We start from the raw sequence: 12,958 nt of genomic DNA, 5'->3' as shown, positions 1-12,958 counted from the left end.
TGCACCTGTTAACTCACGCGAAGCCGCGAAGTGCGACCTCCCCCTCGGGGAGGGAGCTCGAGCACTGGTAGGTGCGAAGGACGCGAAGATCGGTTATCCGAGAGTAACTCCCCGTCTCGGCTTCGCGTGAGCCCCTGAACACACTCTGTACTGAAGACTCGCGCGAAGAACGGTACTCTGGAGTGCGACTGCCGGGCACTTCGCGCCCGGCATCAGCGTTCGGTCTTTCCGGCGTTCGGCCGGACAATCCGCTCCACTTCGCCGCGGTAGAGACGGTAGAGGCTGTCGGCGAGGATGCCGAGCTGGGGCACGTTCATGAAGAGAGCGTACGCGAGGATCACGAGAAAAATGAGCGCACCGAGTTCCGCCATGACGTTGTGCGCCCAGAAGAAACTCTCGTACCCGAATTCGCCGTTGCCGGCGATCTCGGGGAGGTAGGGGAACCACTGTTCGGTGTAGGCCGCGATCACGAAGACGTTCCGCACGATATTGAGGATGTAGATCGTTGGGAAGACGATGAAAAAGCCGGCGATCTTCTGCTTCAGCGTCGACTGCACGCCCCAGGCGACCCCGAGCATGATCGCGATGCTCTGGATGCCGGTGCAGGCAAGGATGATCTCGGTCTGGAGCCCGTTGCGCTCCATCAGGTTCCAGGTCTGGAGGGTTACGGGGTAGCCGACCGCCGCGAGCGCCGCCGAGGTCTGGTCGGTGACGACTGCAATCAGCCAGTTCCCGAGTGCGGGGATGTAGCCGAAGGGAGCGTAGATCAGGAATGCCACGGCGGCTATCATCGAGATCTGCATCACCCGGGGATCGTCGCGGAGCAGGTATTTTGCAGTGATGTAGAGGAAGGGTACCGAGAGGACGGCTATCGCCGGGTACATGAAGTTATTGAGGGAGAAGTAGTAGGGGAGCTCGAGGAAGAGATATCCGACGATGCTTGCCCACCCGCCGAGTGCGAAGTACTTCCGGAACCTGCCCGGGATAAGAAAGACGAGAAAGCAGATGCAGGAGATCAGCACCAGGTAATCCTTCATCCTTTACCCTTCGGCGTATCCGGCTATAATTATTTGTGCACCTGCTCTGCCCGGGTCGCCCGTCGTGCAGAACGATCATGCGGCATGACCAAGAATTAATTGCGATCACCGCCCCATTCATTATAATGATGTTCTGTCCGCAGTGCAAAGGTCTGATGATATCGTCCGGTGGTCAGCTGAAATGCAAAAAGTGTGGCTATATCCGTGATATCGATGAGTCCGACCGATTAAAGAAGACAGACAAACGCGTGGAGAAAGAGATCACCATCGTCGACGAGGAGGATAAGATAGCGACCCTCCCGACCGCGACCATCAAGTGCCCGGAGTGCGACTGCACGACGGCATTCTGGTGGCTGCGGCAGTTGCGTGCGGCGGATGAGAGCGAAGTCAGGTTCTTCCGGTGCACCGCCTGCGGCAAGACCTGGCGCGAGTACGATTGATTCAGCCGCTTTACTGTTCTGGCGCCCCTCCGGGGCGCATTTCTTTCTGTTGTTTTTTTGGCGGGTTCTTTTTCCGCTCCACGTGGTCCCATCCCCACCCTCTCGCATTCATGCCCGTATACCCCGTGCCTTTGCGATGCGGGGATCCCTAACCGCACGGCCGGAGACGGGCCGACGGATGGGGGCGAAGTCCCCTCTCCGCTACGCTATCGTATCCAGCGGCGGCCGCACGGGGTCGGCCGGAGAACTCTGCTGTATCAGTTCCTTTAACCGGTCAATCGACTCTTTGACCTCTTCTGCTGTGATATCCCCTGAGTGGCAGCACTTCTTCACGATCTCGGCAAGGTGTCGGGTGGTTCCAAGTTGCCCGGGATCGATACAGTCGTTTTCATGCAATCGTTGAGCCAGGAGTTCGACGACATCCCCCTTTTGGTATTCAAGGCCGTACCTGTCGCAGAGCATTTTCAGTTGCCGCTCAAGTGCAAGCCCTGCAAGAGCTCCCGCGGCACGATGGTGGCCCAGCGTGTAGAGATTCTCGGCTTCATCGATCTCCCGGTCGATGAATTCCGACGATATGAGTTCCCGAAAGTTTATTCGCTCTATCTCGGTCACGTCCGATACGGAGAGGAGGATGCTCCGTTGAATCTCGAAGACACGCCAGAAATCATCGATGATCCTGGACTTGTTGCGTGACCATTGCGGCCGTTCCAGCTGGATATAATCGATGACGCCATACTTGCCTTGCGTATCGCCGGAATAGCATTGATTGAACTCATCGATCCTTTCGGGGACATATTCCTGGACATATCGGTGGGCGGCCGTGTACCACCGTTGATACTTTCGTAACGCGTCCCGCTGCTTTTGCTGATCCTGACCGGACAGTCCGTCCCACTGGTTATTTGGAGCGAAGAATATTACTCCCATGGGATCCGGCCGTTGAATCAGTTCCACGGTTCGGAGCAGTCCGATTACAGTCTTTTCAATTTCAATTGCAGCGGTCTCAAGCTCGTTTATCGTTCGCCCGATCCCTTCCATGTCCTTCATTCCTTTGCCCCCGCGAGCCCGTAGATCTGCCTGTCGTTCTGCCGGTCGGCCGCATCGCTCATCCCGGCGAGCACCCCGCGCTCATGCGCGGTCTTCGCCGCCATGAGGCGCGTATTCCGGCCGGTCATCTGTTCCGCAAAGGTAACCATGTGGTCGTGGTGCCGGAAGGCGAGGATCGTTGAAATCACTCTGGTGGGCATGGCGATCAATGGAGTATGGAAAAGAGCCCGGCAAAAATGTTGGCATTTATCCTTTCGTATTGGAGGCCGCCTTTGACGATTTCATGATCTAGCGGGTGCCTCTCATAGTGCGGCGACCATGCGGGCACCCCTTCGTTGCGCGGTGCCTCCTCTCCGGTGAAGCCTCAATCCCGTCCCGGCGCCCGCCCGGCGGCCCGGCCTCCTCGGCTTTCGATTCCTCATAATATCGCGAGTAATGCATGATCCGGCGCAACCGCCGGTCATTTCAGCGGGGTTCCGGTAACTGTTTCCTGCCGTCTTCCCTCTGGTGCATTCCTCCCGTCAACCAGAATGTTGATATACAATATACATTATTAATAATGTATAATTGAGGTATATGGATGGCGGAGAACTTTGATGTCAAACTCGATGAGGCGAAGTACTATACCCCTGAAGCCCACTGCAGGGAACAGTCCTGGGTCGGGGATTACAACCGGGCCTACCAGGAGTTCCTTGCGGACCCCGACGGGTTCTGGGACAGCGTCGCCAGAGAACTCGAGTGGTTCCAGCCCTGGGACCGGGTGAAGGAGTGGAACTACCCCTACGCCCGGTGGTTCCTGAACGGCAAACTCAACATCACCCACAACTGCCTGGACCGCCATGTCCAGAACCAGCGGCGCAACAAGGTCGCGATCATGTGGCGGGGAGAGACCGAGGAGGAGGAGCGGATCCTCACCTACCGCCAGCTCTACCACGCGGTCTGCCGGTTCGCGAACGGCCTCTCGCGTCTCGGCGTCGGGAAGGGCGACCGGGTCTGCATCTACATGCCGCTCGTCCCCGAGCAGATCATCGCGATGCTCGCCTGTGCCCGCATCGGGGCGATCCACTCGGTCGTCTTCGGCGGGTTCGGCGTCAGGGCGCTCAACCAGCGGATCAACGGCATCGGCGCCAAGGTGATTGTCACCGCCGACTTCACCTACCGGCGCGGCAAGGCGATTCCGCTCAAGAATGTCGTCGAGGAGGCGGTCGTCAATTCGCCCTCCGTCGAGCGTATCGTCATTCTCCGACGGGATCTCGACAAGCCCGTCGAACTTCACCCCGAGATGGAGGTGGACTACTACGACCTGATGGAGGGTGTCGAGCGGGAGTGTCCCGCCGAACCGATGGATGCTGAGGATCCGCTCTTCGTTCTGTACACGAGCGGCACCACCGGGACACCGAAGGGCATCGTACACACCTGCGGGGGCTACATGGTCGGAACCTACTACACGACGAAGAACGTCTTCGATATCAAAGACAGCGACATCTTCTGGTGCACCGCCGACCCCGGCTGGATCACCGGTCATAGTTACTGCGTCTACGGCCCGCTCCTGAACGGTGCAACCTGTCTCATCACGGAGGCAACCCCCGATTACCCGGACCCGGGCACCTACTGGGACCTCATCGAGGAGTACGGCGTCACCATCTTCTACACCGCCCCGACCGCCATCCGGATGTTCATGCGGGTGGGTGAAGAGTGGCCGAACCGCTACAACCTCTCGTCGCTGCGCATCCTGGGGTCGGTCGGTGAACCGCTCAACCCCGAGGCGTTCGAGTGGTACTACCGCACCATCGGCAAAGACCGGTGCCCGATCATGGATACCTGGTGGCAGACCGAGACCGGGATGCACATGTTGACTACGATGATCGGCGAACCGATGCGCCCCGGATTCGTGGGGCGGCCGCTACCCGGTGTCGTCGCGGATGTCGTTGATACGGCGGGCAAACCGGTCCCGCCGGGTACGGGCGGCCTCCTGGTCATCAAAGAACCCTGGCCGTCGATGATGCGGACGATCTGGAACGACGATGAGCGGTACTGCAAGTACTGGAACACCGTCCCGGGCTGCTACACGGCCGCCGACCTTGCGGTGAAGGACAAGGACGGCTACATCATGGTCATCGGGCGGTCCGACGACCTGATCGTCGTCGCCGGGCACAACATCGGGACGGCCGAGGTCGAGAGCGCGCTCGTCTCCCACGAGGCGGTGGCGGAGGCCGCCGTCATCGGGAAACCCGATGCCCTGAAGGGGAACACCATCAAAGCCTTCGTCATCCTCAGGAACGGCCGCCGTCCCGGCGAGAAACTGAGGAACGATCTCGTCTACCATGTCAGGATGACGCTCGGTCCCATCGCCATACCGTCCGAGATCGAGTTCGTCGAGTCGCTCCCCAAGACCCGGAGCGGCAAGATCATGAGGCGGGTCCTGAAGGCGCAGGAGCTGGGTATGGACCCCGGCGATATCTCGACTCTGGAAGAGTAGAATACCAACTATTTATATACCATTTTTAAGCATGCTATATATATGAATGAGCACAGACCAGAGGAGTCCCTCAAGATAGAAAATATCGTCGCTTCCGCGAAAGTGACGGATTCTCTTGATCTGCCATCTCTTGCATCCCGGTTGAAGGACGCGGAATACAATAAGAAGCGGTTCCCCGGCGTCGTTCTCCGGATGCAGGATCCGAAGATCGCCGCGCTCGTATTCGGTTCCGGCAAGGTCGTCCTGACCGGTGCGAAGAGCATCGACAGCCTCTCGCGGGGCCTGGAGATCCTCGTCGAAAAGTTGCGGGGGCTCGGCATCGAGATCCCCGAGAACCCGACCTACAAGGTCCAGAACATCGTCACGTCAGCAGACCTTGGGACGCCGATCAACCTGAACAAGATTGCCGTGGGCTTCAACCTGGACAAGATCGAGTACGAGCCCGAACAGTTCCCCGGGCTCGTATACCGGCTCGACGACCCCAAGGTGGTCGTCCTCCTCTTCGGATCCGGCAAACTGATCATCACGGGCGGCAAGGTGCCCGAGGATGCCCAGCGTGCGGTACGGCGGATTCTCTCCGAACTCTCCAGTCTCGGTCTCATCTGAAGCCCGTTTGATAGTCCTTCTCTTTTTTTAAACTCCATAAGGGCCTTCAGGGCCGTTGGCACCTCGTGCGAGCCGTTTTGCATCTCCGGCGAACCGGGTACCCACAGTCTCCCCGGCTGATGGCGTAGCCGCCGACTTCCGCTCTCCCCGTCATCCCGCTCGTTCTCTCTCCCTCCGGAGAGCACCTTCTTACTGCCTGCGGAAGCGCGCTTCGGTGAAGAAAAGACTGTTCTCAGCGGTTTGATGGCTCATCCATTCACTTAAAACAAACACAATCGCCGGATCTCCCATTGAAATAATAATATTTTTATAGTCAGATTTAAAACAATAGATAACTATCTGATGGTGAATGGATGAGGTCCGATAAGGTACGGTATTTTACGCCACGCGACGAAGAACTCGCCGAGCTCTTGATAGGCATTGGAATCAAAAGAAATGTCTCCAAAGTGCTTGTATACCTGGCAAATACGGAGGAAGCGACATCCCGGGACATCGAGCGCGGCACCGATCTCCGCCAGCCCGAAGTCAGCATTGCCATGCGCTACCTCAAAGAGTGCGACTGGATCGATACCCGCGAGAGCAAGTCGGAGAGCAAGGGAAGGCCGGTGAAGATCTACACGCTCTCGCGCTCAATAACGGAGATCATGGACACGCTTGAGAAAGAAAAGAAGAAGGAAGCCCGGCATCAGTTAGACCTTATCCAGAAGATGCGGGAATGCATCTCAACGCAGTGATATGACGCTGCAACCCTTCTCCTCACCGACAATAACCGTTATCTTTTCCGTGTAGGCCGAGAACAGGCCGCACTCCAGTGCACCGGGGATCGCGGCGATCGCCGTCTCCAGGCGCCCGGGGTCTCTAATCGTCCCGAAACTGCAGTCGACGATGAAGTTGCCGTTGTCGGTGACGACCGGGCCGTCTTTCTTTACCCCTTCCCGGAGAACCGGATCGGCACCGAGCGCCGTAAGCCGGCGGGAGACCGTCTCCACGGCGAACGGGAGCACCTCGACCGGCACGGGCGCGTCCAGGGTCTCCACCATCTTTGTCCCGTCGACGACGATGACCGCCCTCCGCGCCGCGTCGCAGACGCACTTCTCCCGGAGGAGCGCGGCTCCGCGCCCCTTGATCAGGCGGAGAGCCGGATCGACCTGGTCGGCCCCGTCGATGGCGATATCGAGTTCGGGGTGCTCGTCGAGGCTCGCGAGGGGAATGCCGTACCGGCGTGCCCGGATTGCCGCCTGGTAGGAGGTCGGGACGCCGGCGATGGAGAGCCCGTCCTCTGCTATCCGCTCGCCCAGCCGCTCCATCGCGAAGAAAACGGTCGACCCGGTGCCGAGCCCGACGACCATCCCGTCAGCAACCTCCTCTGCCGCCCGGTGGCCTGCATTCCGCTTCGATACCGCCTGTTCTGCTGTACTCATGCTGTACCCTTCCCCTCCCGTTCAGATATGCATGCCGTCGAAGATGCCCCGGAGTTCGTCCGCGGCGGCATACGCCGTGCAGTCGAGCGTGATCGGCGTGATGGAGACGTTTCCCCTCTGCACCGCGTGCACGTCGGTGCCCTCCTCGGCGTCCTCGTAGAGCGGCCCGTCGATCCAGTAGTAGGGGCGGCCGCGCGGGTCGAGGCGCTCTTCCACGCCGGTATAGAAGAGTTTCTCGGCAAGACGGGTGATCTCGTATCCGCCGCGCACCTGCGCCGGGATATTCACGTTGACGACGTGGGCCTTTCCGGGGAACCCGTTTGCCAGCACCCTCTCGCAGATCTCACGAACCACCCGCTTCGTGTCGAAGTAGCGGTCGGTGATCCGCGAGGGGTCGTCGAACTTGTCGCCCTGGTCCTCCACCTGGAGCGAGAAGGCAAGGGACGGCACACCCTGGTTCGACGCCTCGAGCGCAGCCCCGACGGTTCCCGAGGTCATGATCGACTCAAACGAGAGGTTCTCGCCGATGTTGACCCCGCTGACCACGAGGTCGGGGTTCAGGCGCAGCGCGAAGAGCCCGATGATCACGGCATCGGTCGGTTTCCCGCCGACCGAGTAGGCGGTCACGCCGTTCATCGTCACCTTTGTCGCGCGTATCGGCTCGAAGATGGAGATAGACCTTCCTACGGCGCTCTGCTGAGTGGCGGGGGCGACCACGGTGACGTCGGCGATCGGCGCGAGCGCGTCGTATGCCGCCCAGAGTCCCGTAGAGGTTATTCCATCGTCGTTGGTGAGCAGAATCTTGGGCTTCATCCTTGTCTATAGGGATGGTTCCCGCGCATCAAAAACCTGCCCGATCGTCAGGGTCAAGTCCTCTGTAGCTAACCTCTACTGCAATGAAGGTCTTTCTCGCCGAATACTCCGTATGCAACGACCCCGAGCTTGCGCCCGAGGGCGCCGCCATGCTTGCCGCCATAAGCGGGAGTTTTGAGCGGTGCGGCTACGCTGTGGTGACGCCCGAGCGCCCCGACTTCGAGGGCGAGATCAAAAGACTCGCGCCGGAATGCGATGTGGGTCTGGTCATCGCGCCGGATCATCTCCTCTTCCGGTACACGCACCTCCTCGAAGGGCTGACCCATAACATCGGGTGCGGGAGCATGAACGCGGCAGTCTGCGCCAACAAACAGCGGACGGCGGATATCCTCTCCCGGAACGGAATAGCCGTCCCCCCCGCTGCCGGGGAGGGGAGGAGAGTCGTCAAGCCGGTCATGGGCTGCGGCGCCCTGGGGGTCAGGCTGACGGATGAGGAGCCGGGAGCCGGCGAGTTTGCACAGGCTTACGTCGAAGGAGAGGCGCTGAGCGTGAGCCTTGTGGGGAGCCGGGTGACCGGCAACGTCTGCGAGTTCTACACGGGCGCCGCGCCGCTCCTGCTCGCCGTCAACCGGCAGGAGATAGCCGTCGCGGACGACGGGGGGTTCCTCTATCTCGGGGGCGAGACGCCCGTCCATCCCGATCGCGAGGAGGAGATCGTTGATGTCGCCGTCCGGGCGATGAACGCCCTCGGGTGCCAGGGATACGCCGGGATCGACGTCGTCGTCGGCGAGAGAATCTACGTCGTGGACGTCAACCCGAGGCCCACGACCAGTCTGGTCGGCATCGCGGCCGTCATGGAGGAGGAGATCGCCGATATACTCGTCAGAGCGTCGCACGGCGAGGCGCCGGCAGAGGTGCACCTCTCCGGGAGGGTGCGGTTCGACAAGGACGGGGGGCTTCACCGGCTATGATCGGGATCGATATCGGCGGCGCAAACCTCAAGGTCGTCGACGACGCCGGCGTGCATATCCACTACTGCCCGCTCTGGCAGGGCGCACCGCTCGCCGAGCTCCTCAAACCGTATGCCGGAAAACCCGCTGCCGTGGTGATGAGCGGGGAGCTCGCCGACTGCTTTGCAGGCAAGATGGACGGCATCCGGTGGATCGTCGAAGCAGTGCAAGAGGTCCTCCCCGACGCCGTCTTCTACGGCACCGATGCGGTGTTCCATACCCGGCCGGTCCCTGCCCTTGCCGCCGCGAACTGGCTGGCGTCGGCCGATTACCTGCGGGAGAACTACGCCGACGCGGTGCTCCTCGACGTGGGAAGCACCACCGCCGACGTCATCCCCCTGAACTGTTTTGAGGAACTGAAAGATCTGACCGACACCCGGCGGCTGCAGGAGCAGTACCTCGTCTACACCGGCATGCTCCGGACGAACGTCGCGACGTTGCTCTTGTCGGTCACGCTCGGCGGGACGGCGACCCCGGTGAGCACCGAGTACTTCGCTGCAAGCGCCGACGCGCACCTCGCGCTCGGCCATATCTCCCCGGAGGACTACACCTCCCCTGCACCCGACAACGGGGAGAAAACCCCTGAAGCGGCGCTCCGGAGGCTTGCCCGGGTGGTCTGCGCCGATCTCGACGAGATCGGGCGAGACGGGGCGTTGGCAATCGCCCGGCAGTTCTGGGACGCCCAGCGAACGCTGATCGCCCGCGCAGTGGAGCATGCAGTGTCCCGGAGCGGTGCCGGGCGGCTGATCACGGCCGGGATTGGAGCGGACCTCTTTGCCCGCGAACTCGGCGGCGTTACGCTTGAGGAGGAGATCGGGGAGTTCTCGGACGCACTGCCGGCATACGCGGTCAGGGAGGTGGCGCTACGGCAATCCGGTGGAACCTGACCCTTCTTCTGCTCGCGGTATCGATCGCCGTCACGGTCGTGTCGCTGGCGTCAGGATTCCCGTTCTTCTTTCTCTTCCTGTTCATTCCGCTGATTCCGCTCTTCGGGCGTCCCCCTGCCGCGAAGCGATGCCCTGCCTGCGGGTGGGAAACCGCAGGCGGCGAGCGCTTCTGCCCCTACGATGGGACGCCGCTCACGGTCGAGGGTGAAGGTGGCGAGGTTCAGCAGGGAGAGCGGTAGCAGAAAACCGAAGAGGTTGGTCGCGGGAATCGTCCCGAAATCGCGGGAGGCGTAGTTCCGGATCGTTCCCCGGTCGACGACGATCCCCATCGCCCGGAGGTGCTGCGCCACCTGGTTGAAGGGCATCTGCTGTGAGAGGAGGAGACAGAGATCGACGATGGGCGATGCGAGACGGGTGTCGGGGTAGAAGGGAGCGTCCGCATAGCAGAGGGCGCCGCAGTCCTGGCAGTAGAACCGCTTCACGAAGACCCGGACGGTGTGTTCTTTTCCGTTGTCGTGCATGACGGCAAACCGTTTTGCCCGCATGTCGTGCCCGATCACCTGACCCCCGCACGACGGGCAGGCGTCGAGATCGTCAAATATCACGCCGTCCATCGACGCGAGGGCGTTTCCCACCAGGTCGACGAGCATCGGCGGGATCGGCAGTGTCTTCTTTGCGATGGCAATTCTCTCCTGTGCAGTTGTATGAGAGGGTATGCATCCACCGATAATAACATCTCCCGTCAGACGGGACCGGACGACGTGGAGACGTTCCAGTCCGCAGGGGAGTGCCCCGGAGATGCCGCCGCCCGGAGACTGGTTCAGCGCGTATGCCCGGCTCCGGTCGCGGTTGGGGCCGATGTTCCCCTTCTCCCGCACCGTCGGATCCGGGGGCGACTGCATCCGGGCCCGAATTCGGGAAGACGCCGTATGTCAACCGACTGTTTCGCTGTCTCATGTGGGGTTCAGGGCGCATCCCGGATCCAACCGGTCTCATGCACCTGAATGCGGTTACGGGAAAGAATGGTCGATATCGTACCGGGCACCCGGAAAGATGCACCTCCTATCCCACACTTATTCATCAAATATGCTCCTGTTAATCACTAGTGTTAAATATTTCAATTGTCTATATAGGTGTATCCGAGGTTTTTACCATGGATCTCAAGTATGTACAAACTACATGCCCGTACTGCGGTACAGGGTGCAGCTTCAACCTCGTCGTGAAGGACGGGAAGGTTGTCGGCACACAACCTTACAAGCGTTCTCCGGTCAACGAGGGGAAAGTCTGCCCCAAGGGCACTTACGCTCACGAGTTCGTGAACAGCCCGGACCGCCTCACAAAGCCGCTCATCAAGAAGGACGGCAAGTTCGTCGAGGCGACCTGGGACGAGGCTTACGACCTGATCGCACAGAAGTTCAAGTCGTATAAGCCCGATGAAATCGCCTGCCTTTCCTCAGCCCGTGTCTCCAACGAAGAGAACTACCTGCTGATGAAACTGGCGCGCGGCGTCTTCAAGACGCGGCACGTCGACCACTGCGCCCGGCTCTGCCATGCGTCCACCGTCGCCGGCCTCGCCGCCTCGTTCGGCTCCGGTGCGATGACCAACTCCATCCTCGACATCGCCGAGTCCAAGTGCGTCTTCGTCATCGGGTCCAACACATTCGAACAGCACCCGCTCATCGGCCGCAAGATCGTTCAGGCAAAGTTGAACGGTGCGAAAATCATCGTATTCGACCCGCGCTACACGCCGACCGCGAAGCAGGCTGATCTCTATGCATCCTTCTACTCCGGCACCGATGTGGCCATCCTCAACTGCCTGATGGGAGAGATCATCAGGAACGGATGGGAGGACAAGGAGTGGGTTTCGAAGCGCGCAAAGGGATACGAGGAACTCAAAGCGACGGTGCTCAAGGATGATTATCTCCCCGAGAACGTCGAGAAGATCTCCGGAATTTCCGCTGCAGATCTCAAGACCGCAGCCGAATGGATCGGTACCGCCGAATCCTCCGCGCTCCTCTACTCGATGGGCATCACCCAGCACACCGTCGGCGTAGACAACGTCAAGTCGACTGCAAACCTCCAGATGCTTACCGGAAACATCGGCAAGCGCGGTGGCGGCGTGAACGCGCTCCGCGGCCAGAACAACGTTCAGGGCGCCTGCGACATGGGATGTCTCCCCGTCGTCTTCACCGGCTACCAGAAGGTCATCGACGAGGCCGTCCACAAGAAGTTCGCCGACGCCTGGGGCTTCCCCGATGGCATCTGTGAGCCGAAGAACGGCTACGAGGTCACCGTCATGTTCAACGTCCTGACCGACAACCCCGGCGAGCTCAAGGCGATGTACATCATGGGCGAGAACCCGATGCTCTCCGACCCGGACCTCACCCACGCAGAGCACGCACTCAAGAGTTTGGAGTTCCTGGTGGTACAGGACATCTTCCTGACCGAGACCGCCCAGCACGCGGACGTCGTGCTGCCTGCCTCCTGCTACGCAGAGAAGGAAGGTACCCAGACCAGCACCGAGCGGCGCGTCCAGATGTGGCGCACGGCTCAGGACCCGCCGGGCGAGGCAAAGGTCGACTGGAAGATCCTCTGCGAAGTGGCGGCCGCCATGGGCTACGCCAAGCAGTTCCCCTACCAGAGCGCCGAGGAGATCTTCAACGAGATCGCCGCCCTCACGCCGTCCTATCACGGCATGAACTACGAGCGGCTCAACCGGCCCGAAGCCCTCCACTGGCCCTGCCCGACCACGGAGCACCCCGGCACGCCTATCCTGCACATCGGCAAGTGCTCGCACCCCGACGGCATGGGCGTAATGCACCCCATCGAGTGGAAACCGCCGGCGGAAGTCCCCGACGCTGAGTACCCCTATATCCTCACCACCGGCCGCTGCATCTGGCACTGGCACACCGGATCCATGACCCGTCGCTCCGCGACCCTCGATAACGAGGTCCCGACGGGCTGGATCGAGATCAACACCGAGGACGCAAAAGAACTCGGTATAGCGAACAAGGAAATGGTCCGGGCAATCAGCCGCCGCGGCGAAGTCGAAGTCGAAGCGAAAGTTACCGACGAGATCAAGAAGGGCGTCATGTTCATGCCGTTCCACTTCGCCGAGTGTGCAGCGAACGTCCTGACGAACAATGCACTCGACCCGATCGCAAAGATCCCTGAGTTCAAGGCCTGTGCTGTGAAGGTCGAGAAGATTACGGAGGCCTGAA

At 60.7% G+C, this 12,958-nt stretch carries 13 protein-coding genes; 7 read left to right on the top strand and 6 right to left on the bottom strand.

Annotation, left to right across the window (positions count from 1 at the left end; all coding sequences use genetic code 11):
• Nucleotides 1-212: 212 nt before the first annotated feature.
• The gene (gene artA, locus L21_RS09805; RefSeq protein ID WP_074370301.1) at nucleotides 213-1,037 is read right to left on the bottom strand and encodes an archaeosortase A; all 825 of its coding nucleotides are present in this window, start codon (nucleotides 1,035-1,037) and stop codon (nucleotides 213-215) included.
• 125 nt (nucleotides 1,038-1,162) lie between these two features.
• On the opposite strand from artA, the gene L21_RS09800 reads away from it, so the two are divergent.
• Nucleotides 1,163-1,477: a transcription factor S gene (locus L21_RS09800; RefSeq protein WP_074370300.1), complete on the top strand. Its 315-nt coding sequence runs from the start codon at nucleotides 1,163-1,165 to the stop codon at nucleotides 1,475-1,477.
• Nucleotides 1,478-1,678: 201 nt separating this feature from the next.
• Here the strand turns inward: L21_RS09800 and L21_RS09795 are convergent, their stop codons facing one another.
• Both L21_RS09795 and L21_RS09790 read right to left on the bottom strand, forming a co-directional pair.
• On the bottom strand, nucleotides 1,679-2,521 hold the full coding sequence (locus L21_RS09795; RefSeq protein WP_074370299.1) for a hypothetical protein: 843 nt from the start codon (nucleotides 2,519-2,521) through the stop codon (nucleotides 1,679-1,681).
• A complete protein-coding gene (locus L21_RS09790; protein ID WP_074370298.1) occupies nucleotides 2,518-2,721 on the bottom strand; it encodes a hypothetical protein in 204 nt (67 codons plus the stop codon). Before L21_RS09790 ends, L21_RS09795 begins: the two co-directional genes overlap by 4 nt.
• 380 nt (nucleotides 2,722-3,101) lie before the next feature.
• Here L21_RS09790 and acs point away from each other — a divergent pair, with 380 nt between their 5' ends.
• The 3 genes from acs (at nucleotide 3,102) to L21_RS09775 (ending at nucleotide 6,340) form a co-directional block, all read left to right on the top strand.
• A complete protein-coding gene (gene acs, locus L21_RS09785; RefSeq protein ID WP_074370297.1) occupies nucleotides 3,102-5,000 on the top strand; it encodes an acetate--CoA ligase in 1,899 nt (632 codons plus the stop codon).
• A 42-nt stretch (nucleotides 5,001-5,042) separates the two neighbouring features.
• Nucleotides 5,043-5,606 carry a TATA-box-binding protein gene (locus L21_RS09780; protein WP_074370296.1) on the top strand — a complete coding sequence of 188 codons (564 nt, stop codon included), beginning with the start codon at nucleotides 5,043-5,045 and terminating at the stop codon, nucleotides 5,604-5,606.
• A 353-nt stretch (nucleotides 5,607-5,959) separates the two neighbouring features.
• Nucleotides 5,960-6,340 (top strand): MreA family transcriptional regulator, encoded by a 381-nt coding sequence (locus L21_RS09775; RefSeq protein ID WP_074370295.1) that lies wholly within the window; start codon nucleotides 5,960-5,962, stop codon nucleotides 6,338-6,340.
• Here the strand turns inward: L21_RS09775 and rpiA are convergent.
• Complete coding sequence (rpiA, locus tag L21_RS09770; protein ID WP_074370294.1) at nucleotides 6,329-7,027, bottom strand: ribose-5-phosphate isomerase RpiA; 699 nt, start codon at nucleotides 7,025-7,027, stop codon at nucleotides 6,329-6,331. The genes L21_RS09775 and rpiA overlap by 12 nt on opposite strands.
• Nucleotides 7,028-7,048: 21 nt before the next feature.
• Complete coding sequence (gene surE, locus L21_RS09765) at nucleotides 7,049-7,840, bottom strand: 5'/3'-nucleotidase SurE (RefSeq protein WP_074370293.1); 792 nt, start codon at nucleotides 7,838-7,840, stop codon at nucleotides 7,049-7,051.
• Between the two features lie 83 nt (nucleotides 7,841-7,923).
• Here surE and L21_RS09760 point away from each other — a divergent pair, with 83 nt between their 5' ends.
• Nucleotides 7,924-8,811, top strand: a complete 888-nt coding sequence (locus L21_RS09760) for an ATP-grasp domain-containing protein (protein WP_074370292.1) — start codon at nucleotides 7,924-7,926, stop codon at nucleotides 8,809-8,811.
• The gene (locus L21_RS09755) at nucleotides 8,808-9,737 is read left to right on the top strand and encodes a hydantoinase/oxoprolinase family protein (protein ID WP_074370291.1); all 930 of its coding nucleotides are present in this window, start codon (nucleotides 8,808-8,810) and stop codon (nucleotides 9,735-9,737) included. The genes L21_RS09760 and L21_RS09755 overlap by 4 nt, the downstream gene beginning before the upstream one ends.
• A gap of 50 nt (nucleotides 9,738-9,787) precedes the next feature.
• On the opposite strand, the gene L21_RS13595 is transcribed toward L21_RS09755, so the two are convergent.
• A complete protein-coding gene (locus L21_RS13595; RefSeq protein WP_256712955.1) occupies nucleotides 9,788-10,639 on the bottom strand; it encodes a hypothetical protein in 852 nt (283 codons plus the stop codon).
• A 251-nt stretch (nucleotides 10,640-10,890) separates the two neighbouring features.
• Between L21_RS13595 and fdhF the strand changes: the two genes are divergently transcribed.
• Nucleotides 10,891-12,957, top strand: a complete 2,067-nt coding sequence (gene fdhF, locus L21_RS09745; RefSeq protein WP_074370289.1) for a formate dehydrogenase subunit alpha — start codon at nucleotides 10,891-10,893, stop codon at nucleotides 12,955-12,957.
• The last annotated feature ends 1 nt before the right edge of the window (nucleotide 12,958 follow it).

It is taken from the genome of Methanoculleus chikugoensis (assembly GCF_900095385.1).
Taxonomy (GTDB): domain Archaea; phylum Halobacteriota; class Methanomicrobia; order Methanomicrobiales; family Methanoculleaceae; genus Methanoculleus; species Methanoculleus chikugoensis_A.
The sequence above is the reverse complement of the archived record's forward strand: the minus strand, read 5'-3'. Positions and strand labels throughout refer to the sequence as shown.